We start from the raw sequence: 25,506 nt of genomic DNA on the forward strand, positions 1-25,506 counted from the left end.
TCACTCCTGCGGGGCAGCATCTTGGGGCGAGTTCTGGTTGGGATCCTGCGCAGTCTGGTCCTGCGCGTTTTGATCACCGGAGTTCGGTTCACCGCCGCCAGGAGCCTGCGCCGGGGATCCCGGACGGCGGAAATCGAGGCCGAGCCTGCGTTCGCGGTCGCGTTCACGGGCGATTTCGGCGTCGACCTGCTCGGCGTCATAGCCGCGCTCGGCGATGGCTTGGGTGCGCGATTTTAGCCCGGCTTCGATCTGGGCAATCTCGGCATTCGCGTCCTTCAGCGGATCGACCCAATCCCACTTGGTCGGCAGCCAGTTGCAGGCGAGATATTCGGCGCGGCGGCGGTCATATCCCGGCAGCCGCAATGCCCCAGCCAGCACGGCCGTGTCCATCAAACGCGCCCAGACCGGTCGGCACATCTGGAACACCATCACCGAATGCTGCCAAGCCGAAACCCTGCGGCGAAACTCGATCAGCGACAGCCGGGAGTTCGAGAAGTTGCCCTTCGCCCCGTCATTGCTGAGATACCCATAGGGGATGCCCAGCGCCGCCGAGATTTGCAGCAGCGTGCGGTATTGGAACGGCTCGTAGGTGGAACCGGAATCAGCCGGGGCGCTGACGGTCACGTCCTCGCCGGGATCAAGGCGCACCACCTGACCAGGAGCCACTTCATATTCCTCGTCGGGCGGGGCCAATGGGTTATCCGGCGCGGGCGAGGTCACGAACATCGCATACATCGCCGCGACCTTTTTGCGGTCCAACTCGGCATCGTCGTACTGATCGAGCAGGAACAGCTTCACGATGGCAGGCGCAAAACGCGACACGCCGCGCAACTGCCCAGCCTCCACCGGGTCGATCACATGCAGCACTTCGGAAGCCGGAACCCTCACGGTTTCGCCTGCCAACCCCGGATCGGTGCTGTCGCTTGGATGGCGGCGCAGGAAGTGGAAAGCGGTTCGGCGTCCGACCCGGTCGAACTCGATGCCCTGACGGATGATATTGCCGTTGCCATCGACAGCGTTGTGATTGAGTGGCAACATTTCAGACGGCAGCATCTGCACTTGCAGCGGTACCACCAGACCGTCCTCCGGTCGGCGTGGCCGGAACCGCAGGAAGACCTCGCCGGTCATGAACACTTCGCGGGCGGCGCGGCGCTGCAACCCATAGAAATCGGTCAACCCCTCGGCGTCCGCATCATCGGTCCAGGCCAGCCACAGCCTCTGCACAGCATCTTTGCGAGAAGCCTGCGCGATGGACGAGTTCGGGCTGATCCCATCGCCCACGGTGTTGGCCGCCCAGCTTTCGATGGCATTGGCGGCATAGCCGTTGTTGCGGACCAGCCAGCGGGCACGGGCGCTCATCTCCGGACCTGACGCGGCGATCAACGCGTTGACATGGGCGCGGGATGTGACAAAGCCCTTCAACCTGCGCTGCCCCGAGGTGGCATCGAAGCCGCCCGGCACGCCGAAGCCGCCAACCCATGCGCCGAGGCGGGACCGCCAATTCGCCTGCGCCATGATCACAGATCCTTCGAAGCAAAGGGCCGGGACACCCGCGACAGAGTCACGGTGGTGTCGGCGGCCGCGATCCTCCGTTCCAGATCGAAGATCGCGGTCGCGAGTTCGGCATCCGAGCCGTAGCTAATCTGGCGACCGTCATAGGTGATTGACCGGACCCCGCCAAAGCGCATGCCCAGAAGGGCGCTGAGCAGCGCCTGCATTTCGGCCAGTGTCATTCTTGCTACCTCATGTATTTCGGAGTCACCGCACCGGAGCGGCGGCGGCGCGGTGTCAGAACGGTTCCGGCCGTGGGCGCGGTCTGTTCGACCACCACCGCCACAACCTGTTCCTTGGTCTCGACGCCAGCCTGCGCTTCAAGCGACCGCCACGTAGCCTCGTCCCAGCGATCGGCGCCAAGGATCCAAGCTGCCGCGCGGGCGTAGACCCGGCAGTCCAGCGCCTCGTTCCGCTCCCGCATCTTCTGCCATTCCTGGTGGCCGAAGCCGCGCTTGTTGCGCACCGTGACCATCTGTTCGGCCACCAGCTGCTTCAGCCATTCAGTGTCGGCCCAGTTGGGCAGGTGCATCGTGCCAGCTGGATCGCAGACACCAACTGCGCGATCTTCATCGCTGGGGCGTTCCAACCGCAGGAACCGATACGTCTCGGCCTTGAAGGTCGACACCGCGATGGTCCAGAGCCGAGCCCCACGCCGCAGACGCTTGCCGCCGATGGTGGCGTCAACAAAGGTCGGCCCCGACACCGGGGTTGACCGGTTGAAGCTTTCAACACCCTTGATCGGCGTCACCTGCGCGTAACCGGCGGTGCGGGACCAGGCATAGACCGCCGGGGCCTCGTAGCCAGTGTCGATGGCCAGTTTGGACAGTTGCATGACGGCGCCGCTTTCATGCACCCATGTCCGACCAAGCAGGGCCGTCAGCTTGTCCCAGGCCGCAGGATCCTCCGGACCACCCGCAATGACGATGTGCTCGACGAGCCAGCTTTCCAGACCCCGGCCCCAAGCCCAGACGTCGACTTCAATCCGGTCTTTCTGCACATCCGCCCCGGCAGTGAGGAACAGCCCGAGGTGTGGCACAGTGGCGGCAAATACCTCACGGCGATCCGCCAGCCGCTGCCATTCTGGCGCATCGCCAGATTCCACCCATGTTTCGCCCAGAAGCGTGTTGCGCGCCGCCCGCAGCATCTCGTCGGAGCCTTGGGCCGCCAACCAGTCCCTTGCGATCTGGGCCCAGCTTTTCCAGCCCATCGGCGAATAAAGCGCCGAGATATGGAAACCGATCGAATGCGGGTCGATAGAGATCGCCGTCGGCCGCCATTCACCCCGCTCCAGCATCTGGGTCTTGTGATGCTCGGCGATGGGCTTTTCACACCCCTCGCAATGGTAGGCGGCGGTCTCTGGCTGGCCCTTTGCCCAGCGCAGCCGCTCAAACTGCAGCCACTGGATCGCCCCACAATAAGGGCAGGGCACGAAGTAGCGACGCTGATCGCTGGCCTCAAATTCCCGCTCAATCCGGCTCAGGCCCCGGATCGTGGGCGTCGAGACCATGAACACCTTGCGGCGATGCGAGAAGGTTGTGGTCCGCGCTTCGGCCAAAGTGACCGGGTCGCCTTCCTCGTCGGCGGATGCAGGATAGGCATCAACCTCGTCGAGAAAGATGTAGCGTGCAGGCATCGAGCGCAGGCCAGTGGCAGAGTTGGCCCCCGTCAGCACCAAGATGCCGCCGGGGAATTCCTTGGACAGCATCGAGTTGCCAGCATCACGCGAACGCGCCGGATTGACCCGTTCACGCAAGGCAGGACTGTCCGCGATCAACGGGTCCAGCCGCCCGCGCGAAGTGCGCTTGGCCATTTCCACCGTCGGCAGCACCGCTAGCATTGGCCCCGGCGCATGGTGGATGACAAAACCGATCCAGTTGTTGCCAGCCTCTGTCGCCCCGACTTGCGCCGCCTTCATGAAGCTGATCCGCTGCGCCGGGTGACGGGGCGACAGCGCATCCATGATCTCGCGCAGGTAGGGTGTGCGCGCCGTCCGGTACCGCCCCGGCTCCGCGCTGGCCCGAGACGACAGCCAGCGATGCTGGTCTGCCCATTCTGACACCGTCAGGTCCGGGTCGGGCCGCATCCCCCGGCGCCAAGTGCGCAGTATATCCTCAGCCCCGTCAAACCCGAGGTCGAGGTCAGCGGTCAGGCCGTCATCGTCACCCCAGGGAGACGCGGAGGTCTGCGAGGGCAGCGAGCTGTTCTCTGACATGGGTTTCCAGCACCCCCTGCAGGATCGCGGCCTCAATGATCACGGGCAGCTCCGGTTGCACCGGCTTGTCGGTTTGTTTCTCCACTTCCGCTGCAATTTGGGCAGCCATCAGCGCTGCCACCCGGGCAGGCCATGTCACCCAGACATCGCGTTCCTGACGCGCCAAGCGGAACACCAGCGCCTCGGCGCGCGCCCTGTCGATCAGCAAGCCTTTCTTCTTCTGGATCGCCAACTGGCGTTCCTGCGCCTGATAGACCGTCAGCGCGGTGCGGGCTTTCAGATAGGATGAGCTGTCGGCTGGGCCGCTGAACCCGGTATCGCCACCGGTGCTGCGGCGCTGCTGGTCCGGGTCGGTCATCTCACCGCGACGCACATCAGATGCGGCCGCGTTGATCGACCCATCGCCGTAAACCACCAGCCGCCCGGACTTTCGGGCCTTCTGGATCGCCCCGCGCGACAGGCCGGAATGGCCGGAATATTCACGTTCGCTCATGCCGTCCATGCTACCATCCGCCATGCTTACGGCAATGAAATTGCTAGTTATTCAGTTGATTGCACTTCGAAGAAGAGCGAATCTGATTACACGAGAACGATGCAGCTCACCACCGGAGACCACGCCATGACCGCCAAGACCGCAGCCCCCGCCAAAGCCCCCAGCGAAGCCTTGCTGCTGGAAATCGCCGCCAAGCATTTCTTCCTAGAGACGCTTGAAACCCGCAACAGCGACGGCCTCGACTTCCACGATGTCGCGGTCTGGTCGATCCGCGCCGCACTGGAAGCGGCCTTCGCTGCTGGCCAGGCCGCAACCCGCTGAACAGGAGCACACACTCGCCGCACCACAACCTTCCGTGCCGAACACGACCAGAAAGAGGAGTCCACAATGATTAAACTGACCGAAACCCAGACCATTGTCCTGAGTGCCGGAGCAAAGCGCCCCGACAACATCGCCATGCCACTGCCCAAGGGTTTGGCTGGTGCGGCGGCGAAGATGGCTGTCAACAAGATGATCGAACGCGGCTGGCTGCAAGAGGTCGATGCCAACCTGCGCCGGGGCGAGCCGCTCTGGCGTGAAACCGGTGATGGCCACGGCAACACACTGGTGGTCACCGACGCGGGTCTGCTCGCGATCGGGATTCAACCGGTGGTCACCCAGACTATGGCCGCGATCCGGAAAAATGTATCGGAAGCGTCCGCGCCAAGGCAGCCGATCCCGCGCCCCGGGACCAAGCAAGCGATGGTGATCGCGCTGCTGCAAGCGCCCGACGGTGCGACGATTGATGCGATCATCGCAGCGACAGGTTGGCAGGCCCACACCGTGCGGGGCGCGCTTTCGGGCGCTTTGAGCAAGAAGCTGGGCCTGACCGTGACCTCGACGAAGTATGAGGGCAGGGGAAGAGTATACCGGATTATCCGCGAGACTGCATGATTTATCGTACCCTCAGTCGAGTAAGCGGTAATGAACCTCTGTCGGCTTGCAGTCCGCCCCGTTGATCGGGATCATGTCCTGAGGGCAGGTAGACATGACCACGACGCAGTCAATAGCAGCGCGCAGCGTCACAAAGTCTCCCGGTTTGCTGAGTGGCTCGCCCCAGATGATCTTGCCATCGGAGCCGACCGGGATGTTCATCCACAGGTTCAGCGGAGCCGGGCAGTCGGGCGCGCGAAGACCCAGTTGCGCCAAGGCAGCATGCAGATTGTCAGTACAATTGTCATGATACTCCCGGCACCCTAGCATGGCATAGCGGTGCACATCGCAGGCTGCGATGATGGTGTCATGGCGCCCGGGTGAGGTGTCCTCTTCCAGAAGCAGGATCGGCCGCCGTCGGTTTGTCGTCAGTGCATCACCTTTTGCAGGAAAGATGCCCTGGAGCGTTCCGTGCAGATGCTCCATCGACATGAATTCGGACAGGTCATCGGCATTGAAGCACCAAGTGTCCACAACCTGTTGGCCATGTGTATTGATGATTTGGATGGCTTTTCCTTTGGCAACCCAAACTGCTCGGCCGCGTCGTGCAGGTACCACTTGAAGATCTGTTGTCACGTTTTGCATCCTCTTCCATCGGCGTCGTCATTGTTTCGGTCGGCAAAGTGTCACGTCCGATGTAGGGATGGTCAAGACACAACCGGAATCCTTGGTCATCGTAGCGAAACGTTTTGCTCCCCATTTTGTTGACGGCCAGTGCCAACAGGGCCTCGTCATGTAGCCAGTCTTTTCGCCTTCAAGTCGGCGAAGGTCTCGCCCGTCTCTGCGAGGACGGCATTCGCGCCGGTGAATTTCTGCCAGCGCTCGATGGCGACATCTACATAGGCCGGGTTCAATTCGATCCCGAAGCACACCCGGCCGATGGTTTCCGCCGCGATCAGCGTGGTGCCCGATCCCATGAAGGGTTCATACACGGCTTGGCCCGGGCTGGAATTGTTCAGCATAGGGCGGCGCATGCATTCCACCGGCTTTTGCGTGCCGTGCACGGTGGTCGCGTCCTGGTCCTTGCCGGAAATGTGCCACAGGGTGGTCTGCTTGCGGTCCCCCGCCCAATGGCCCTTGCCGGTCTTCTTCACGGCATACCAACAAGGTTCATGCTGCCAATGGTAATCGCCGCGGCTGAGCACAAGCCGGTCCTTGGCCCATATGATCTGCGACCTGACGGCGAAACCTGCCGCCACCAAGCTCTCGGCCACGGTGGTGGCATGGAGCGCGCCATGCCAGACATAGGCCACGTCGCCGGGGAACAACGCCCACGCTTCCCGCCAATCGGCACGGTCGTCGTTCAGCACCTTGCCGGTGCGTTTGGTCTTGGCCGCGCCCGCCTGGTTGCGCCAGGAGGGGTCATATTCCACGCCATAAGGCGGGTCGGTCACCATGAGGAGCGGCTTCACATCGCCAAGCAACCGCCCGACGACGTCCGAGGATGTGCTGTCACCGCAGATCAGCCGGTGCGACGCCAGCTGCCAAAGGTCACCCGCCAACGACACCGGCGTGATCGGCGGTTCCGGAATGTCGTCCTCGCCATCGACGGCACCGCCGTCCACCTGATCAGGATCACGCAACAGGGCGTCCAAATCCTCGTCGGTGATCCCTAGCAGCGACAGGTCGAAATCTTCGGCCAACAACCCCGCGATCTCGTCGCGCAACATCGCCTCGTCCCATTCGCCCAGCTCGGTCAGCTTATTGTCGGCGATCCGGTAGGCGCGACGTTCGGCTTCGTCGAGGTGGCTAAGCCGGATCACCGGCACATCCTTCAGTCCCAACATGGCCGCCGCCAGCACCCGGCCATGCCCGGCGATCAACTCGCCATCGTCCGCCACCATGCAGGGCACCGTCCAGCCGAACTTCGCCATGCTGGCGGCGATCTTCGCCACTTGGTCCGTGCCGTGGATCTTGGCATTGCGGGCGTAGGGCCGCAGTCGGTCAATCGGCCAGGTCTCGATCTGGCTCGGTGCAAAGACGAGGTCCATGGACGATTCTCATTTGGGGCAGGCGGACGTGCCAAAGCGCGCTGGGCGATGCCAACGGCTGAAACGGGATCCGCAATGTGGGGAAAACGAAGCGCCTGCGAGGGTTATCCTCCGGGCGCAATTCTTCAATGATCAAGGGGTAGATCAAGGGGGGCAGCTTTGTCAACGAGAATTTTGCCTTAGACTCAAGGCGTTGTCGTCAGTGCAGGCTGTCGCGCCGCAAGGGAGCTTCGCATTACTGTGCCGTATAACCGCCATCGACCAGATGATACGATCCGGTGATGAAGCTGGCGCGGTCCGAAAGTAGGAAGACGATCAGCGCCGCGAATTCCTCGGAGCGTCCAAGCCGGTTCAGTGCGTGCTTGCCCTCAAGGAACTTTAGCGTCGCGTCATCGAGTGAATCCGTTACGAGCGGCGTAAGGATGAAGCCGAGTCCTACCGAATTGACCCTTATGCCACTGGCAGCATGTTCGAGAGCTGCGTTCTTGGTTGCGCCAAGAACGCCATGCTTGGCTCTCACAAAGGCGGTAGAGTTGGCGCAGCCCACCGAGGGTCGAAGTCACGTTTGCGATTGCGCCACCCCCGGCCCTCTCGAACTCTGGAATAGCGAAACGCATGCCATGAAAACGCCGAAAAGATTAAAGTCGATCAGCCGTTATTGCCGCGGGATCGCTGCACTCGGGAGGGTCAATTGTTGCGGACATCGCCCCACTGGCGGATAATCTTGTCAGCTACACGCGGGATGTCCTGCGCCACGATGTCCGGCTCTGGAAGCCCTGGCACATGAAGAACTGCATTGCCTGGCAAGGTAACCAGAGCACCGGCGCACCCAGCAGCCTGCGCTCCAAGCGTGTCCCATGCATGCGCCGCGACAAGGCACAGATCTGCAAGCTCGACCTCAAGGGCGTCAGCGACCATCTTGTATACCTCCCTCGCGGGCTTGAATTTCCGGACTGCATCGACGCTGAACATCTGCTCGAAGTGCTCGGCAAGACCGGCTTGTTCGAGGGGACCCGATCCCGGACTCGGCGGCGAGTTCGTCAGCGTCACAAGCCGGAAGCCTGCCTTCTTCAGGCGGATCATCGCTTCGGCCACGCCAGCATGCGGTGGCATACTTTGGAGCAGCTTCCGCAGCTCGGCAATGTCAGTTTCACCTACCTTCATCTGCCGGATTTTGCCGATCATACGGAACACACCTGCGGCAAGCTCACCAAACGGGACGTAGATGCCCGACAGCGTGACAGCCTCAGAGTAGAGGATGAGCTGCGCGAACCACTCCCGCATGACGCCGGGGTCGCCGAAGATGCGCTCGAACAACGGCTCGAGTGTCGTTATGTCGATCAACGTCTCGTTGACGTCGAAGACGATCACTGTGGGTCTCAAAGGCGCTTTCACTGTTGTTTCCTTTTTTGGCAGAAGGACTTGCAACTTGCCCGAACGACGACGGGTTTTCTGTAGGCTGACACTGTCAAGTGTGTAGGTATATAGCCCCGCAAGATTGCAACTTGGATGGCTCGATGATCAAAGGGTAAGCCAAGGGGATAGCTTTGCAGAAATGAAAAATACATGCGGATTCCGCTGGCTGGCTTCCGGCGTGGGGGCTTCCACAAACTGGATTCCCTGGATTCCGCAAAAGAATCCAGCGCGCCAAGGTCGTGATTCCGCAAGCCTTTGATTATGAGTCGCTTTTTCCAAGATCATGCGGGAGGTGGCTTCCGCCTGGCTTCCCCGGTGAAGAAGCCAGTCGCTAGCGAACTGCTGCGCTGCGCCCCCCCGCATACAAACGGAGCCGGGGAGGAACCATGCCAGGGGGGGCGTTTGTCAAAGGGAAGCCGGATAATGCTGCATCAAGAAGAGGCTTGGCTCGTCTTTATTTGGCCAGTCCCCCCAAAGCGCCCGCGCATTCGCATCTTCGGACATGATCAATCGGTTGACTTGATCCTTCCGTTTCTGGCTCGCACGTGCTCCAGATTTTCCGTCGATACCCGGCATGAGGTAGTCTTCAACGATCGACGCTGTGAAGTCGCTGGTCGTTCGTGCACTCCGATGACGCATGGCTAAATCGGCCTGAAGCTCACTGGTATACGGCGCAGGCACAGGCTTTCCGAAGAATTCTGCACCAAGTTTCAAGACCACGTCGAGATCATTGTCCTCGGTTAGGAGCCGCAGAACATCCGGAATATAGTCGTCGGCGCGTTGTTCTTGGAACACGATGCGTGCCTGTGCAAACTGCTCTCTTGTCGGTGGATGAGTGATGTCGTTCGCATCTCGGACCAAGAATTTGCGCTGCTCACGCAGGCCTTCGAAGCTAGAGGTTGACACCAATACGCCCCGGATCCGGAAGGTCCACGGTTCGTCCTTGATCGTGACCTGTCCCAACTGGTCTTGCAAGAAGTGCGGCACGATCTGGGTACAGACGACCTTGTACTCGCCCCATCCAGCGTGGGCTCCGAGCGCGAGGCCCTTTGGATCCGCGAAGCCGAAAGTCTGCGTTCGGGTTTCTTCGTCGACGATCCAAATCACGAAATCGGGATAATACCAATCCGAGGAGTCAACACGCAGCCTGAATGACTTTGAATCCTTTTCGATGTTCCGCTTCAACCAGATCTTGCGCTTTCCCCAGACGAGCGGGGTCGCGGCTGCCTTGGGATAATCCTTCTTTGGATAAAGATAGGTGATCAGATCTCGGACGAACTTCTCCTCCTCGCGATTCAAGGATCCTGGCCCAGACAACACACCGGAATCCTGCTGGTCGAGCAGGAGCGGCTGGTAGACGCTACCGGGCGCGAGAACCTCACAGTGATTGCTGGTGGCGCTGACAATCAACGGCATGTTCTGCACGTCTGGGCATAGCACGCGATCACCGAAAAGGTTCGGTTGCGATTGATCAGGCATTGGTCACTTCCTTGAAATACTGGCTTGGAATGCCGCTTTCCGACGCGCCGATGATCTCGTACCTGCTATGTTTGGCTTCAGTTTTTCGGTACGCGCTTTCGAATAGTTTCCTGACGACCGTGCTGGCCGCGTTCTGCAGACGCTGAATGTCTTTTCGAGATTGAATATCGCAGAAGTCGGGCAGCGCTGAAATTTCGTAGGGGCCAGAGCCAAGTGCGGCGATGACGGAATCACGGTCGAACCGTAAGTTCCAGCGTTTACCTGTGGCCTTCCATTGGACGAGTTCCGCATAGATCGCGTCCGCGTCGAGAAGGTGGGCAACCTGCTTGAAGTCCGAAGTCAGGTCAGTGCCAATGCGCGCAGCGGTTTCGTCTAGACCATCACGTCCGACGCGCGCAGTGGCGACTCCCGCAGCGTAGGACACAACGACCTTGTTGACCGACTTGAGCCAAGCTGGATCGCGCAGATCGACGAGAAACGAGCTTCGTTCTGGGCTGACTGCCTTGATCGACAAGAGCTCAGGTGTTTCGGGCAGCCAGTTCTTCACATCGCAGACCGTCCTCGTCTTGTCGCCGATCCCGTTTTCAAACAGGCCCGCAAGGAAGGCCTGCAAATAGCGGGATTTCAAGCCGAACACGAAGGCGGTCTGCAACGCAGAAAGGTCACCCTTGATGTCCCGCAGGCGTTTGCCATTCCCGTTCGTGCCCGCAAAACGAACGACCCTGCCGAACATCTGGATGATGAGCGAGCCCTCGTTCTGGCCAAGGCGCAACAGCGTAAGGCTCGAGGCGCGATAGTTGTCCCACCCTTCAGCGAAGCGTCTTGAACCGATCAGGACGTTGACACCCGAATTTGCTTGCTCCAGATCGGCGAAAAGCGATGAGGTAAAGGCGTCATCCTCTACGTCGAGCGAAGCGGTCTCCAGGGAGTCTTTCAGACCCTTCACATCGCCAACATTGACCACGCCATAGTAATGGACGCTGTCCCCGCGGCGCAGACCAAGGCCCATTTCGCCGGGCGAGGTTTTCAAGACACGGAACAGCGGAGCATCCCCAGCCTGCCAGCCGAACACGTCGTTCAGTATCCGTGCCTGGATTGCGGTTGCGGTCATGTTCTTCACGCCGGTCGCTATTACGTCGGGCAGAAGGCTGGCACCGTTTCGGGCTGCGTCCAAGACGCGCGTTACGCCATCGGCGACAAAATCGTCCTCGGAAAGTGCCCGGTCGAGATACCGCAGGACATCAATGACGTCGGAAGTCTGCTCCTTGTCTCCTTCGTTCTTGCCGCCGATCACCGACAGGCCAAGCAAAACCCACAGAGGCTTTGCCACGCGCAGCCCCCTCTCTCTGATCTCCTTCTGCACCCCCGACTTGCCGAAGCTCGCAAGTTGATACCAGTAGGCGATCAGCGCTGCAGTCAGCGTTGTATGTTGGATTTCCTCGGTCGTTTCTTCGCGGCCATCAAGTTTCACGTTCCAGAAATCCTTGCCGTACAGGTCGGCATGGAACCGGTCGTAGGCATAGTCGAGGATGATAGCCTTGGCATATCGATCGAACGTCGCCTCGGCCTCGGCTACCTGGCCAAAGGTGGCGGAAAACTCGATCAGCATGCCACGGTGGTCGGGTTGGCTGTCGCCGATCCCGGCCAGGTCCGATTGCAGCTTCTTCCAGACGCTTTCTTCGCTGCGCTGACCCTTGTGGCCTTCATCGACGAAGACAAGATTTCGTCCATCGCGGAAAACCGAGGTGGGGATCGTTACCCCACCCCCTTTTTTCGTTTCGGCAAGCTTGTTGATATCAATGACAATCACCGTGGAAGGGTGCAGGCGGCCGAGGCTCGAGGCGTCGCCGTCCATCGGATAGGCAAAGACATCGAAGGCCTTCGTTTCGCGCAGCTTTTCGGCATGCTGTCGCGACAGGTTCTCTGACGGCGTGATCAGAATCGTCCGGTCCCACGTCTCGGCACCATGCAGCATCGCGATGCAGGCGTGCAGTACGTGGGTCTTGCCGGAGCCGGTCGCCATCCAGAAAGCAGCAAACTGCAGATCTTCAGACGTAAACTCGCTGAGCGTCTCGCCCCGGTTCTTCTGCGCCCAATCGGTCAGAAAGACGTTCAGCCGCTCGATGAATGCCGCCTCATCGGTGCTGCGACTCCGTTGCCAATGGGCGAACAGGATCATCGCCAAGTACTGCGCATAGCGCGGTGCCAGCTTCACAGACTGGCACGCAGCCCTGACCATCTGGTCCGCTTCGGTCAGCAGCGCAGCGTCCCCACGGCAGAGCGACTCGAGCAGCGAAAGGTAGTTGCCGTCGGCCATCGCCAGTTCGGCAGTCATTGTGTCTTCGACCGTGGAAAGCCCCCGCATTACCGAGGGCAGATCAAACCCCAGTTCTTGGGCCAGCGCATCGCGCAGGACGAGCGCCTTCTTCAGCCTGGCGTGACCGGATGCCATTAGCGCCCCCCGAACTGCGTGGCGAAGATGACTTCAATGGCCTCAAACCGCTCGCAGCCCTCGAAAGCCATCTCTGGCATTGCGTTCGTCAGGAAGCGGTCGGCCGGATGCTTGGCCATCTTCGCCTTGCACCAGTCCTCGTTGCCCTGCTTTTCGCATTCGCGGAACAGGACCGTGACCGAGCGATTGCGACGGTCGGTGCCGGTGATGACAACGCCCTGATCTTCGCGATAAAGGCGGGCGACATCGAGACCCGCCAAGTAAATCAGGCTTTCGACCAGATCGACCTCGCGGCTCACAGCCTCTCCGCCCCTTTGGGCACATTTGATGCTGTAGCCGAAGGGCGAGCGGAAAAAGTCGACAGATTGAAACAGACTGCGCGCTTCGCGGTCCAGTCGGTACTGGATCGAGAAAGCGAGGCTGTCGAAAGCCATAACGTCTTGGGTGGCACCACGGTCCAGAGCCAGATTTTCAAGCGTATCTTCGTAGTCTTCGAGATCGATGGCCTTAAAGAAAACTCCACCGCCGTCCAAAGCTTCAGCCTTGCCGTTTTTCCACTTTGATGCCACAGCGGCTTTCTTTACGCGAGGTAAGGTGAGCGTCTCGAAATATTCGCTGCGTTCCGTGATGACGAACTTTCTAGTCTCGCTATCTGCTTGGTTCAAAGAAAGCACAGCATGGGCGGTAGTGCCGGACCCTGCGAAGCAATCGAGAACCCAACCATCTGGCCCAAGGTCACAGACCCTAAGTGTATCAACGACAGCGTGAACTGATTTAGGAAAGGAAAAGACCCTTTTCCCAAACATCTCCTTTAGAAGCACACTGCCGTAGTCAACGGCAGAGTACTCAGGTTTTGTCCAAAGAGTGGAAGGCAACGAGCCATCGCTTTGGGGTCGTGCTTTCCGATAGATTGCGGGGCCACTATCTCCTGTTCTAACTTCAAGATCATTCGGGTTCGCACGTGCAGTCTTGTGTCCCCAGCTCCAGACACGCTCTGTCCCATCATCATTCTTCGGATAAATGACCTTCTCGCCGGGCTTTGGAGCCTCAAGGATTTTATAGTCATTGATCTCCTTGACCCACTCAAATTCTGGAATGCGGAATTCGGTCCCTTTCACGTAGATCGGATAATACTGCTTTGGTCGAGCGTCGCGATGCGTCGTTGCTCCCCCCCGTTTCCGGAAGTTTTCCCATGCGAATTGCCCCTTTTCGTCTTGCTCCCCGAAATGCTTTTCTTGAGCATCTGATCTATCGAGCAGTCCGATTTCCGAGGCTCCTGAATTCCCTACGAAAACGCCATATTCGTGGTTCACTCGAAAGCCTCGAACTGTCGGGCGGCCAGACGGGCTATTCTTGATTACAGTGATCCCAAGGAGGTTTTCGGGCGTGTATGATCTCTCAAGCAGATTGACCAATTCATTTTTCTGGAAGTCATCAATGGTAAAGCAAGCCATTGATGCCCCACCAAGAAACCGCCTGCTCAGTTCCACACGATCCTGCATCATCGCCGCCCAAGATGAGCGTCGGTAGCCGTTCTTGTAGCTGATCGGGCCCGCGTCTGTGTTGTAAGGGGGGTCGGCATACAACACATCGCATCTCCCCGAAAATTTGGTTTCGAGAAGATTCAATGCTTGCCAGTTGTCTGATCGAACAGCGAGGCCGTCGAGCAGATCATCAATTGCCTGACCAGACGAGCACTGATCAAGTAGCTCCCACCGGAAATCATCGGGGAAGTTCATCGTGTCGAGAGGCAGGGGAAGCCATCTGCTCTGGCTCTCCTGCGCCAAATCGCCCGGGATTATCTGGCGGCACTGGTCGGATGTCGTGATCTCTCCCAGACCCAGATCCGTCCATTCCGCCCGTTGCGCCGCAATGATCGATGCCAGGCGCACGGTCAGCCAGTCCTCCCCCGCAAGCTTGGCGATCCGGTCTAGGGTGATCACGTAGCGGGAGGTGAAGACTAGTTTCTTCTTTTCCCACAGGGACTTCTGAAAATCCTCGAGGACGGCCAAGAAGTCGATGATCTGGTGGCCGATCCCGCGCACGATACGGCCGATCTTGATCAGTCGGCGTGGCAAATCGGTGTCGATCAGCAGCTGATCGGCGTTTAGCACCTCGGTTTTCAGAAAGATGTCCAGATCGTCGCGCAGGGCATCGCCAAGCTGCTTGTGGATGAAGAAGTCCGACTGATTGCGCGCTATGAAGTGGTTAAGCCAGCGCTTCAGCTCGGCCTCGTCGGCGTTAATTTGCCCCTGGATTGCGTTGACGATGTCGTCCTTCTGCTTATTCGACGGTGCGCCCTTCAAGTACTTCAGCAGCACGATCAATCGGCCATCGTCTGCCTTTGAGGCGCTATCGATCTCGTAGTGCGCCTTGTCGGTTGGCTTCAGGATCGTCCGCGTTTTTTGCAGCTCATCAGCCTCGATGGAAAACACGATCCGGTCCCCGCTGGACAGGCGGACGCTGAAGTCGGTGAACGTATCACCCGACTTGATGTAGTACATGTCCTCGGTTGCCCAGTGGAATTCGGTATCTTCGCCGGTGGACCGGATGTAGCGGCTGCCGTCGCGCCCGTATCGGCGTTCGACAATGAAATCGCCGTCCTGATAGTGCCGCGAAAAGAACTGATAAAGGCGGTTCAGCACTTCGCGACGGTCGGTGCCGACATTCTGGCTGGCGCGAAGCTGCTCTTGGAGTGTCCGATATTCATCGACCATTGTCTTGATCGCGGGAATACGCTCAGCCTGTTCCAAAACCGTGCGCCGATCCTGATCATTCATGCCCGGCCGAATGCCAATATTGCCCTCGATTTCCTTGATGCGCTGACGATCCCCGGCCGACTCCTCGTCGTCCGCTTTGCGAAAGGCCGCCCCCAGAATTTCGGAAAGCTTTCCGCCATCAAGTGTCTTGCCGCCGTTCTTTTCGACCACATTACCCAGAAAGGCTTTTACTTCCTGATTATGGTGGCGAATGACGCGATAAAATCCGAAGTCGAGGCGTTCCGCTTCATCCAATTGGAAAAGCTCCGCCATCAACTCGACAAAGCGCACCTCGGATTGTTCAGTCGTAGTCATCAGATACCTTCCTGCCCCGGGTGCCGCAGCCGCGACATCGTTTTCCGGCGACAATAGACGGCACATCCGCCCAGCGGAAGCTCTTTAGGCCGGTTCCGAGGGATTTCCAAAGGCTTATCGGTCGTCGATCGCTATAATGCGTGGCCGGGTGCTTTCCCAAGGCAGCACCTTCGGCATCGCAGCCGTCACCTCGACCTCCCGCAGCATCCCGCCCGCCACCAGCCCATCTCGCACCCAGTCCAACGCCAGCCACCAATCCTCATAGCCACGCCGGGCGGATGCGATCTGCTCGGGGTGCGGTCGCCAGGTCACCGGACAGGCCAAGACCTCCACACTGCGCCAGCGCCTGCGATACAGCACGCGATCAATGCCGACCACCACCGTGGTGGATTGCTCGCCATGCTGGTTGCGCTTGGTCGCCACCGGCACGCAGCGCGACACCACACCGGGCAGCCAGTCGGGCGTCATTCCTGCCCGTGCCAGTTCGGCGACGTGGATCGCCATGCGTTTGCCGCCCAAGCTGTCGGGCATTCCTGCCAAGGTCGCGGCGACGATCTCGGCATCCTCATGGGTGTAGGACTGCGATTTATGGCCGCCGCCGTCCACCTTGCACCCCAATCGCGCGCGCTGAATCAGCACGTATTCCATGCCAAACCCATAGCCTTCCTCATCGATGTCCTGCCGCTTCGGCAGTTCCAGCTGGGCCTTTTCCACCCGGAACGCCCATTCCAGGATCGCCTGCACGCCCAGCGCGCGTTTCACCTTCGTGCCGCCTGCGCGCCCGATCCGTCCCTGCATGCTCATGGCAGCATTCCTTCAAACAGGTTCATCTGCGACGGCCCATCCGCCGGGCGCCAGATCCACGGGCCGGAGGCCGTGGGCAGCCGCGAGAGTGCGCCACGCATGCGCTGCTGCCAGAGGGTGAACTCCATTGCCGAGCAGGCGCAGAGCGCGTGACCGATGGGCCAGCCCATCAACCAGCCGACGAACAACGGGTTCAGCCGCCGCCGCGCCCGGGCCTTCAAGACCCTGCGCGATATGAGCCGCCCATGCGAGGCAATCATAAAAGCCCACAGCGGGCGCGAGATCGGGGCGTGATTCGAGGGTTGCAGCCCATGCGGCGCGATCACCGGGGCCGGGTGGATGAAGCCCTGTTCCGCCCGGTAGTGCAGGATATCCATCCGGCTCTTGCCATCGGCGCGGGTCACGCTGGCCGGGCTGCTGCCCTTCCAGTTCTGCGCTGCTGGTGTCGGCCACTGGATCGCCTGCGCACTCAGCTTCGGCTCGCCCCGGCTGTTGATCTTGCCGCGCAGCCGGTCGGCCTGGTCGTCGGCCACTGGCGTTTGCCATTGTGCCGCCTGCGCTGGCAACGGTGGTATCCCGCCCGAGCAATAGCTCTGCCCCGGCCCACCTTTCGCGCCATCGGTCGCCTTCGGCGTCGACCAGTTGCTGATGCCCAGCGCCAGCGCCTCGGCCTTGCGGGTGAAGTCGCTGTTCCCAGCCGGGTTGTAGCGATCCGTGCCGGGATGCAGGCTCATCGGCGTGGGCCAGGATGAAGATGCGCAACCGCTGGTGCGGCGCGCCGACTTCTGCCGCAGAGAACAGGCCCGCCGCAGGCGTGTAGCCCAAGTCCCAAAGCTCTCGCAGCACGGATTCAAGGCCGAGGGTGACATGACCTGCGACGTTTTCGAGAAACACCCATTCGGGGGCGCATTCCCTGACAACCCGGGCGACCTCTGGCCAGAGGTGCCGGGGATCATCGGCACCACCGCGCTTTCCAGCGGCGCTGAACGGCTGGCAAGGATATCCGGCGGTGACGGTGTCGAAGGCACCGCAGAAGGGTCGGGCATCGAATGTCCGCAGATCATCCCAGATTGGCGCGGGGGCGAAATACCGGGCGCGCTGGGCGGCGATGAGAACTGTGCGGGGCCAGTCTTCCCATTCCACAAATGCGCGGGTGTGGAAGCCTGGTTCGGCGAGCATGACGCCCAGATCCAAGCCTCCGCCGCCTGCGCAGAGGGACAATCCATGCCGGGGACGTGACACCATGCCATTCACTGTCCCATCCGCTGGCGAAGGCGTTCCGGCGTGACGAGGCCACGCGCTAACATCAATCCGCAGGTGCGGCTGCCGAACAAATCGCGGGGAAAATAATCGTCCGAGTTCACGATTGCGGCGTAGTAGACCGCCACTTCATCATCGTTGTTCGGCGCTTGGGTTTCCGCCTTGCGGCGGCGCTTGGCTTTGCCGGAACTGGTCGAGGTCGCCGCCTTTTGGGCATCGCGCTGGGCTGCGCGTTCCATGAACCTATCGAGGGCCTTGGGACCGTCAGGCGGATTGGGATGATCACTGCGAGTTTCCCTTGCTGTCTGAATGATCCGGGCCTCCGACAGTCCGAGGTCATGCCGCCAGCGCCGAACATGCACCCGTGCTGGCCAGCCCTGCCACCAGGCGGGAAGGGCGGCGTTTGCAGCGAAGCCCAGCGCGGTCAGCAACTCCACGAAGAACCGATCAAAATTGGCATTGCGCCCAGCGTCTTCCTCCTCCTCCTCCTTTACAGGTTCTCTTAGGGGTTCTCTTACAAGGTTAGTGTCCAAATTCTGGACACGGCTCGGGCCATTTTCTGGACACGGGTCGGCCTGTTTTTTGGACTCGGCTCCGTGTGCAAAATCTGGACACGGCTTTTCCCCCGAGGATGAGATTTCTTCCGGGCTTTCGGCAGCCGCAGGTGCAGGCGTAAACCCCTCCTCAAAGCCGAGGATGTACCGCGTCGACATCTGGCGCTTGGTGATCGGATCGATGCGCCGTTCGCGTCGCATCAGACCGCATCTTTCCAGATGGCCGAGATGGTTGTTCAGGCCGGAGCGGCTGACCTGACAGTCATAGGCCAGCAGTTCCTGGGACGGAAAACAGCCATGCTCGGGGTTGTAGCGGTCGCAGAGATGCCAAAGCACGATCTTGGTTGTGCCCTTGATGCTGCGCTGGTCGAGCGCCCAGACGGTCGCTTTGTGGCTCATGGTGCCACCCGTCGCGCTGGACGGATGCGGCTGGTGAAGCCATTGTCCGCCAGCGCGCCCAGCGCATCGTCGACCGATCGCACCAGCGCCCAGCCGAAGCCTTGGGCGCATACGGTGTCGCGGAAGACCTCCTGCGATTTGCGCAACCGGCCGCTCGGACTTTTGACCTCGAGGAACAAGACCCGGCCGCCGGAGATCACGATCAGATCAGCAAAGCCCGTATGGACGCCCATGCCGACGAGGATCGATTGCCGGGTCTGGCCGCGGGAACCAGAATCGGTCACCTCGTTGGCGCAATGATGGACGATGGCATCGCGGGGAAGGGCGAAGCGCAACGCTTGGACGATGGCGCGTTGGGCATCGGCTTCGGGGGTGCTGCGTCGGTTCATGCTGCACCTCCGTTCGGAAAAGCAGCCGCCGCGATGGCGCGCAACGGGCGATGATCCAGTTGGCACAACAGGTCGATGGCGTAAGCGCATTCGCGGGCGTTATCAGTTTGCCCCGCGACGACACGGGCTGCGAGGATGACCAGCGAGTCCGGGTGTTGCGGGATGTCCGCCAAGATGCCGCGCGCTTCCGTCAGGCGGTTCTGCATCCAGCCGCAGATGCCTGGCAAAACTGTGATCGGGTGAGAAAGAGGTCGGTTCATTTCCGACCCCGCCGTGTTTTGGCCGGGCGGACTTGTTCTTGGGCGTTTATCCACTCTTGGACCGAGGTGCGGCGATAGAGGACCTTCCGGCCAATCCGGGTGCAGGGCGGGCCAAGCTGTCGCGCCTCCCAGCGCGCCAAGGTGTCGCTGGCGAGCCCAAGTTCACCGGCAAGCTGCTCGCGGCTGATCCATTCCGCCAACAGGTGCAGCGGCTGTTCCTGCGAGGCAGGGGCAGTGTTTTGCATTTCGATCTCCCATCCAGATCCCGGCGATTGCCGGGGACGGGGAGAGAGAAGCAGACACAAGGTACCGGAACCTAGGCGGAGACCGGAATTGAAAGGCCGGATTCAATTCCGGTCCTTGTTTCATTGGGATTTCGCCATGACCTCCGGAATGCGGAATGGGACTACCGCCCAGCGCCGTTCCGCCTTTTCCGGTGCTGATGGCCAGAAATACTCGCTCGGCAGGGGTGACGGTCTGTGCGTGACAGCTTTGGGCTTCAGCCAGTAGCGAATGGCAAGTGCACGCCGCCCGCACCCATGATCCGTAGGAATATCACCTGCCAGCGCTAAAGTCTGGTCACCGGCCGCGACGGCCAAACGTACGGTGCCAAAGCCTCCCAGAAGATTTTTGTTCACGTTTTACCCTAACTACCAGGATGGCGAGTGCAAATTCTCCTAAATGGCGAGTAGCGTCATCAAGTCAGCTCAAGGCGATTCTATCAGTCATGGTTTCAGGGCATCGGCGTCACCGGCACCGGGTTCTCAAGGCATGGCCGATTGCCATACCTTGAGGCGTATTTTTGGACCGACTGCTTGAGTGCAAGTGACTGTTTAAGAACACGATCCCGCAACGCCCGGCGCTGACACGGGTATTGCCAATTGTTGAGAGGACGCACATCCGATGACTCTGCCACCAAGAGCCTTCTTTTCCCTGAACGAATTTTGCGACCGGCTGGACTGTTCCCATGCAGATGTTGCTGCCTGGTCGATCGGCGGCTTTTTTTCGATTTTCACCGGTATTTCCCCGGTGCTTTGCGGCCTGCAACCCGTGGCAGGGATGATCGCAGTCAACGCCGCAGACATGCTGAAGATGTTTCGTCGCCATGGCCACTGCGACGAGGAATGCCGGGTGATCCGTGTTCGTCCGGAGGGTGGCACCGAATGGCTTCACATCACTGAGCCTGCGAGCGGTGTTGTCGTCAAACTGGCCGATTTGTTGCTGATGGCCGACGACTTGCGGAAGGTTGATGACGATGCCGACCGGCGCCGTCGCCCGGCACCCCCTTCAGGTGCTGCGTCGCGCTACGACTGGGACGGAGCAATCATCATGCTGTTTTGCAGGTTCAACGACCGTGGAATACCCGCGACACAGGTGGAGCTGATCGCCGAGGTTCAGGACTGGTTTGCCCAGAACTCCCCCACCGGAGAAATTCCGGAGGAGAGCACGACGCGCAAGAAGATTGCACCGATCTGGCGGGCGCTGCGGGAAACCGCTTGAACTGCGACAGGGCAGGGGTAGTGCGAGGCGGGTTTTACCGCCTCACGCTGTCTTCTTCTCTTGGTCGGCATCATGGACAAGCTGCGGTCGGGGCCGGAAGATGCTAGCCACAGCATTGACCCCATCTCGCAGGGGCGAGTCCATCAGGTGAGCATAGCGCTGGGTCGTCTGCATCTGCGTGTGGCCCAGCAGTTTGCCAATCATCTCCAGAGAGGCCCCGCCGCTGACCAAGAGCGATGCAAAGGTGTGGCGCAGGTCGTGGATCCGGACCTCTGGCAGTTTGGCCTCCTTCTGGATCGCCATCCAGAAGCGGCGGATTTCCTTCACCGGCTGGCCGGGCGTGTCGCCGGGGAACAGCCACGGATTGCCCTTTGGCACCAAGAGCCCGCGCTGGCGCACGATGGCGGCCACATCGCCCGAGATCGGGATGCGGTGGATCTTGCGCTGCTTGGTGGTGGCGGCGGGCTTTGACCAGCTGGCAAGATCAAGGTTGAACTGTTCAAACCGCGCCTGGCGCACTTCACCCGACCGGGCACCGGTCAGCATGCACAGGCGAATGATCCCCGCCGCGCGCTGATCCTTCGCCGCGTCCAGCGCCTTGGCCAGCCGTCCGATCTCCTCCGGCGTCAGGAACCGTTCCCGTTCATTCTCGATGCGGCGGCGAAAGGCGCTGGCGGGATTATCCTCGCGCCAGCCCCAGCCGACAGCCAAGGTGAACATCTTGCGTAGCACCTCACCCACCCGGTTGGCGCGCACCGGCGTCGGCTTCACCCCTTGCAATTTACGCGCCCGATTGTTGGGTTTGGCCTTTGACGGTCGAGCGCGGCCTGCTGCAATCTTGGTCAGCAGCTTTTCCACATCGGCCTTGGTGATCTCGGTCACCAGTTTCTTACCCCAATCCGGCTCAACCAGCTTGCCCATGATGGTGTGCTGGTCAGCAGCATTGCGGGCAGCGAGGTGCGGCGTGTGCTCCTCCAGATAGCGTTTGGTCATGTCGCTGACCCTCGGGGCCTCGCGGGCATTTTCCCGCTGGTTCAGCGGATCAATCCCCTCGTCGATCTCGCGCCGCAGTTCCTTGGCCCGTTCGCGTGCGGCCACCGTGTTCCATTCCGGCCAGCGCCCGATGGTCATCCGCCGCTGCCGCCCACCGACCCGGTAGTCGAGGGTGAAAGCCCGGTTGCCCGAGGGGTAAATGGTGATCGAGAACCCGCGCACATCGGTGTCAAAGATCTGGTAGTCCCGCCCCAGGTTCTCAGCTTCCCGGACGTTTTTCTCATTCAGTTTCAGCCTGTTGACCATGGATCGCACTCCTTCGCTCGTCATGACATGAGGCGTAGATTAGCGCCCAGATCAAGCAAAGCATGACGGAGGGACCGGAATGCAGGCGGAGACCGGAATTGAAGCGGGGAGGGGTGTTCCGGATGCCACGAGATGGATCAATAAGTAACCGAGTGCAACCACTGCTGGAACGGAGTTACATCCCCAAAATTCTGTTTGCAGCAGCCCTGGACAGACAGCAACAAGCTGGCGCGCGCCAGCGGGGCGAGATCGTGCGTCAACTCAACCATGCTGCGGGGGTCGTTCAGTTGCTTGGTCATCCACGGCCCAATCCCGCTGCGCTTCAAGACCTCGCGCAGCTTCATCGCCCATGGGTCTCCGATCAGTCGGTCCGCCTGTCTTTCGATCCGAAGCGACCGGTTGTAACCATGAGTGACAAGCTGTAGCGTTTTGCCTATGTGTGCGTCCGAAGTTTCTGGAAGTTCCCGTTTAGGAGCTTGATTCTAAAGCTTTCTCGCGCACGCACCTTCTCAGCCGAATTCCACGAATACGGCGGATAAATTGGAGCGTGACTATGAACTTTGTTGAATCCGTGAGAATTGAAGGATTTTGGGGCGACCGAACAGTTGAAGTGAAGTTCAATAGAGATTTCAACTTCTTAATTGGTTTGAACGGGAGCGGCAAAACCACGATCATTAATTTGATCGCTGCATCACTTCGCGCTGATGTAGCAGCACTCTACGCGGCCAGCTTCACAAGAATTTATATCGTTCTGAAGTCTCAAGGCGCGAATAGAAAGCCCGTAATCGAAATAACTAAGTCAATAAATGAACTGCTCGGAAGTATTGAAATTGCATATCTCGTAAAAGATAAAACAACTGACAAAGGTTCAACATTTGTCATTGAGGGTCCGAACGATGATCGCCTCTACCGAGATCCACGAACCCCTCGCACTAGGCGAGTAGTTGAGGCGGGCGCAAAGCTTAGCGCCGTTCTCGAATCCATCATCGAAGTAAACTGGCTCTCAGTTCATCGGAGTGCTCCAGACCGAAGCCCTCGACACATGAGGGATGAAGAATTCGACTCAACGATCGACCAAAAGATATTTGAAATTTCCCGCAAGTTCTCCACCTACTTTTCTTTGCTAGCATCCAAGGCAAGTGAAGAGAGCAAGCAGTTTCAAGAGCAAGTATTCCTTTCCTTGCTTGAACGCGAGCAAAATACTCTATTGGGAATTATTTCTGAACAGGATGATCCTGAAGAGCGGAACTCGGTAATTGGTGTGCTTCGTGATCTTGGTGTTCCAATTGCGAAGGCTACAAAAAGTGTGAACTCACATTACGCTAAGTTTGAATCGGCCAAGAAACTATTTAGGGACGAGCAAAAACTTACGACCGATACGGCGGCTACTCTCTCCGACACACGGCGAATGCGCCAACTGGTATCCAGATGGAAAGCGTTCAATATAACGCGAGATGAAATTTACGGACCTCGCACAAATTTTGAGACTATTGTGAATGGGCTCTTTTCCGGAAAAGAGTTGCACTTTGACCAGCGGAATATACCCACCATTCACCTTACTAGGGGTGATCAGTCTCGGATCGACAGCCTTTCTTCAGGGGAAAAGCAGTTGTTTATTTTGCTTGGCGAAGCACTCTTGCAAGAAGGTCGACCAGTCGTCTTTATTTCAGACGAGCCGGAACTGTCACTGCACGTCGCTTGGCAAAGTGTTCTATTCGAGAATGTCAGGCGTCTGAACCCAGCCTGTCAAATAATATGCGCCACTCACTCCCCAGATATCGTTGGTCCATTCCAACATCGTGTGATTCAAGTTGAGGACTGTTTCGTAAATGTTTAGGAGAACCGAGCAAGGGTTAGCGAATGAGCATTTATTTCACCGTGTCGACTACATGGTGTACTGCGAGGGCGAAAGTATCGACAATGTATCCTTGTCGCTTGACGAAGTATTTTGGAGTAAGGTATTTTCGGCAGGAAGCAAGAAGGTTCGGATCAAGAGTATTGGATCAAAGACAAATGCCACCGAGATCTTGCGTGATGTGCGAGGCGGCATTCTGAAGAATACCATAGTTGCGATCGACTCCGATTACGGATTCTTTTTTGAGGATATTCCAGTACATCCTCAGGTTTTTTATACTCACGGGTATAGCTGGGAATCGGACGTTGTGCAGAACGTCGATATTGAGAAGGCCTTGGCTCTTTTTTGCAATGTCCGAGATTTAGACGCTGCGAAAACACAATTTTTGGACTTTATGCAGAAAAATGCACGCCTTTTTTGGAGAGCGGCTCTGATCGACATGCGGTACATTGCAAGTCCGGGACAACTTTTCAATCGACAGAAGCCTGTGTCTATCATCAAGCCCGGGGCTGATGGATTTCCAAGGCTGGGGTGTGAGGATATTATTTTGCGCGCTCGCGCGCTGAAGAATACTGGGACCAAGCCTCAATCTCTTCCTTTCGATGGGCCTGCGAACGGAATTCGATACTTTTTCGGCAAAACAGCCGCGAGGTTTGTGTATCATTGGTTTGTGGCGTTTTCGTCCAAACTCAAGAGCAAAAGGAGCGTACCTTACGATGCGTTTATGAGCCTGCTGATCGGAGTTATAGATTTGCGTTCGGGCAGTAGCCAAAGGGATTTTTACTATCAACGTGCGCTCGCTCAAATCTGACACCAAAGTTGGTCGTTCGATTGTTTGCCTTAGCCAACAAACTTCAGCACAAGTTCGCGTGGGCGCTTCAGGCTCACAGGCTCGGCCATCGGCGCGATAGAGCGTGAGAGGTTCGGCTGTGACACCGACCATGTCGCGCAGAGCGGTGTCAGCTTTGTCGCTTAACCGGGCTCCAATCGGACAACTGGTTTTTGACGGAGGGGATCTGAGTCGTCGTGATGCACCTGCCCTGCGCAGAAAGCCGCACACTGACGCGGATCTGTGAGGTGAGATCATGGTGCAAATCATTCTGGCTGTGGCGATCATTCATTAATCCATCTCGTTTCACCTCAACGCCACCTCAACCCACGTATGCAGTTTTGCTCCCTTCCAACTCGCTGCAATCCTTCGAAGTCCGTCGATTGGTACCGAAAGACGACCATAAGGGTTTTCGAATTCAAAGACTTACCGCCTAAGCCGTTGAACTTAAAGGATTAGAGAAATTCCGGGTCCATAGGCTCATAACCTGAAGGTCACAGGTTCAAATCCTGTCCCCGCAACCAAAATACCTAGCAATATCAACACACTACAGCCTCCTTCGGGGGGCTATTCGCATTTGTGCCGCGCCCGTGGAAGCACTGTGGAAGCAGCAGGGGCGAAGTCAAAGGTGTGGCGGGCGAGATACACACAAGAAAAACCGATTTGGCCGCGCTACGGTCTAAAGGCAGATGACAGATAAACTAACCGCGTCCG

The 25,506-nt window shown here is 59.1% G+C and carries 24 protein-coding genes and 1 pseudogene; 5 read left to right on the forward strand and 20 right to left on the reverse strand.

What is annotated here, in order from left to right; all coding sequences use genetic code 11:
- Genes ACS5RD_RS04155 through ACS5RD_RS04170 form a run of 4 tightly spaced genes read right to left on the reverse strand, consistent with a single transcriptional unit; the run spans position 1 to position 4,268 of the window.
- Complete coding sequence (locus ACS5RD_RS04155; RefSeq protein WP_489930122.1) at positions 1 to 1,515, reverse strand: phage portal protein; 1,515 nt, start codon at positions 1,513 to 1,515, stop codon at positions 1 to 3.
- Positions 1,516 to 1,517: 2 nt separating this feature from the next.
- Entirely contained in the window at positions 1,518 to 1,733 is a 216-nt protein-coding gene (locus tag ACS5RD_RS04160; RefSeq protein ID WP_489930123.1) for a phage head-tail joining protein, read from the reverse strand.
- A 5-nt stretch (positions 1,734 to 1,738) separates the two neighbouring features.
- Positions 1,739 to 3,766 (reverse strand): phage terminase large subunit family protein, encoded by a 2,028-nt coding sequence (locus tag ACS5RD_RS04165; protein ID WP_489930124.1) that lies wholly within the window; start codon positions 3,764 to 3,766, stop codon positions 1,739 to 1,741.
- Positions 3,714 to 4,268, reverse strand: coding sequence for a hypothetical protein (locus ACS5RD_RS04170; RefSeq protein ID WP_489930125.1), 555 nt, complete (start codon positions 4,266 to 4,268; stop codon positions 3,714 to 3,716). The genes ACS5RD_RS04165 and ACS5RD_RS04170 overlap by 53 nt, the downstream gene beginning before the upstream one ends.
- Before the next feature lie 117 nt (positions 4,269 to 4,385).
- Between ACS5RD_RS04170 and ACS5RD_RS04175 the strand changes: the two genes are divergently transcribed.
- On the forward strand, positions 4,386 to 4,580 hold the full coding sequence (locus tag ACS5RD_RS04175) for a DUF6900 domain-containing protein (RefSeq protein WP_304927471.1): 195 nt from the start codon (positions 4,386 to 4,388) through the stop codon (positions 4,578 to 4,580).
- A 66-nt stretch (positions 4,581 to 4,646) separates the two neighbouring features.
- Positions 4,647 to 5,192, forward strand: coding sequence for a DUF3489 domain-containing protein (locus tag ACS5RD_RS04180; RefSeq protein WP_489930126.1), 546 nt, complete (start codon positions 4,647 to 4,649; stop codon positions 5,190 to 5,192).
- Positions 5,193 to 5,204: 12 nt separating this feature from the next.
- Here the strand turns inward: ACS5RD_RS04180 and ACS5RD_RS04185 are convergent, their stop codons facing one another.
- From ACS5RD_RS04185 to ACS5RD_RS04250, 14 genes and pseudogenes are all read right to left on the reverse strand, one after another.
- Positions 5,205 to 5,807 (reverse strand): DUF1989 domain-containing protein, encoded by a 603-nt coding sequence (locus ACS5RD_RS04185; protein WP_489930127.1) that lies wholly within the window; start codon positions 5,805 to 5,807, stop codon positions 5,205 to 5,207.
- A 155-nt stretch (positions 5,808 to 5,962) separates the two neighbouring features.
- Complete coding sequence (locus ACS5RD_RS04190) at positions 5,963 to 7,222, reverse strand: site-specific DNA-methyltransferase (protein ID WP_489930128.1); 1,260 nt, start codon at positions 7,220 to 7,222, stop codon at positions 5,963 to 5,965.
- A gap of 235 nt (positions 7,223 to 7,457) precedes the next feature.
- Positions 7,458 to 7,769: an SDR family NAD(P)-dependent oxidoreductase gene (locus ACS5RD_RS04195; RefSeq protein WP_489930129.1), complete on the reverse strand. Its 312-nt coding sequence runs from the start codon at positions 7,767 to 7,769 to the stop codon at positions 7,458 to 7,460.
- Between the two features lie 140 nt (positions 7,770 to 7,909).
- On the reverse strand, positions 7,910 to 8,593 hold the full coding sequence (locus ACS5RD_RS04200; protein WP_489930130.1) for a haloacid dehalogenase type II: 684 nt from the start codon (positions 8,591 to 8,593) through the stop codon (positions 7,910 to 7,912).
- 450 nt (positions 8,594 to 9,043) lie between these two features.
- Complete coding sequence (locus ACS5RD_RS04205) at positions 9,044 to 10,117, reverse strand: hypothetical protein (protein ID WP_489930131.1); 1,074 nt, start codon at positions 10,115 to 10,117, stop codon at positions 9,044 to 9,046.
- Positions 10,110 to 12,569: a DEAD/DEAH box helicase family protein gene (locus ACS5RD_RS04210; protein ID WP_489930132.1), complete on the reverse strand. Its 2,460-nt coding sequence runs from the start codon at positions 12,567 to 12,569 to the stop codon at positions 10,110 to 10,112. Before ACS5RD_RS04210 ends, ACS5RD_RS04205 begins: the two co-directional genes overlap by 8 nt.
- Positions 12,569 to 15,643 (reverse strand): DNA methyltransferase, encoded by a 3,075-nt coding sequence (locus tag ACS5RD_RS04215; protein ID WP_489930133.1) that lies wholly within the window; start codon positions 15,641 to 15,643, stop codon positions 12,569 to 12,571. The genes ACS5RD_RS04210 and ACS5RD_RS04215 overlap by 1 nt, the downstream gene beginning before the upstream one ends.
- A gap of 114 nt (positions 15,644 to 15,757) precedes the next feature.
- Positions 15,758 to 16,447, reverse strand: a complete 690-nt coding sequence (locus ACS5RD_RS04220) for a hypothetical protein (RefSeq protein WP_489930134.1) — start codon at positions 16,445 to 16,447, stop codon at positions 15,758 to 15,760.
- Positions 16,444 to 17,181 (reverse strand): DNA methyltransferase, encoded by a 738-nt coding sequence (locus tag ACS5RD_RS04225; protein WP_489930135.1) that lies wholly within the window; start codon positions 17,179 to 17,181, stop codon positions 16,444 to 16,446. The genes ACS5RD_RS04220 and ACS5RD_RS04225 overlap by 4 nt, the downstream gene beginning before the upstream one ends.
- Before the next feature lie 31 nt (positions 17,182 to 17,212).
- Positions 17,213 to 17,692, reverse strand: a pseudogene (locus ACS5RD_RS04230) (DNA cytosine methyltransferase); the annotation flags it as partial.
- Positions 17,693 to 17,697: 5 nt separating this feature from the next.
- Positions 17,698 to 18,660 (reverse strand): helix-turn-helix domain-containing protein, encoded by a 963-nt coding sequence (locus tag ACS5RD_RS04235; RefSeq protein ID WP_489930136.1) that lies wholly within the window; start codon positions 18,658 to 18,660, stop codon positions 17,698 to 17,700.
- Positions 18,657 to 19,049, reverse strand: coding sequence for a VRR-NUC domain-containing protein (locus ACS5RD_RS04240; RefSeq protein ID WP_489930137.1), 393 nt, complete (start codon positions 19,047 to 19,049; stop codon positions 18,657 to 18,659). Before ACS5RD_RS04240 ends, ACS5RD_RS04235 begins: the two co-directional genes overlap by 4 nt.
- Entirely contained in the window at positions 19,046 to 19,309 is a 264-nt protein-coding gene (locus ACS5RD_RS04245) for a hypothetical protein (RefSeq protein WP_489930138.1), read from the reverse strand. The genes ACS5RD_RS04240 and ACS5RD_RS04245 overlap by 4 nt, the downstream gene beginning before the upstream one ends.
- The gene (locus ACS5RD_RS04250; RefSeq protein WP_489930139.1) at positions 19,306 to 19,554 is read right to left on the reverse strand and encodes a helix-turn-helix transcriptional regulator; all 249 of its coding nucleotides are present in this window, start codon (positions 19,552 to 19,554) and stop codon (positions 19,306 to 19,308) included. The genes ACS5RD_RS04245 and ACS5RD_RS04250 overlap by 4 nt, the downstream gene beginning before the upstream one ends.
- A gap of 658 nt (positions 19,555 to 20,212) precedes the next feature.
- Here ACS5RD_RS04250 and ACS5RD_RS04255 point away from each other — a divergent pair.
- On the forward strand, positions 20,213 to 20,809 hold the full coding sequence (locus ACS5RD_RS04255) for a hypothetical protein (protein WP_489930140.1): 597 nt from the start codon (positions 20,213 to 20,215) through the stop codon (positions 20,807 to 20,809).
- 42 nt (positions 20,810 to 20,851) lie between these two features.
- Here ACS5RD_RS04255 and ACS5RD_RS04260 read toward each other — a convergent pair whose 3' ends face one another.
- Both ACS5RD_RS04260 and ACS5RD_RS04265 read right to left on the reverse strand, forming a co-directional pair.
- A complete protein-coding gene (locus ACS5RD_RS04260; RefSeq protein WP_489930141.1) occupies positions 20,852 to 22,108 on the reverse strand; it encodes a tyrosine-type recombinase/integrase in 1,257 nt (418 codons plus the stop codon).
- A gap of 137 nt (positions 22,109 to 22,245) precedes the next feature.
- Positions 22,246 to 22,452 carry a hypothetical protein gene (locus ACS5RD_RS04265; RefSeq protein WP_489930142.1) on the reverse strand — a complete coding sequence of 69 codons (207 nt, stop codon included), beginning with the start codon at positions 22,450 to 22,452 and terminating at the stop codon, positions 22,246 to 22,248.
- 209 nt (positions 22,453 to 22,661) lie between these two features.
- On the opposite strand from ACS5RD_RS04265, the gene ACS5RD_RS04270 reads away from it, so the two are divergent.
- Complete coding sequence (locus ACS5RD_RS04270) at positions 22,662 to 23,945, forward strand: AAA family ATPase (RefSeq protein WP_489930143.1); 1,284 nt, start codon at positions 22,662 to 22,664, stop codon at positions 23,943 to 23,945.
- Positions 23,938 to 24,774 carry a hypothetical protein gene (locus tag ACS5RD_RS04275; protein ID WP_489930144.1) on the forward strand — a complete coding sequence of 279 codons (837 nt, stop codon included), beginning with the start codon at positions 23,938 to 23,940 and terminating at the stop codon, positions 24,772 to 24,774. Before ACS5RD_RS04270 ends, ACS5RD_RS04275 begins: the two co-directional genes overlap by 8 nt.
- The last annotated feature ends 732 nt before the right edge of the window (positions 24,775 to 25,506 follow it).

It is taken from the genome of Cypionkella sp. PAMC25878, assembly GCF_058135695.1.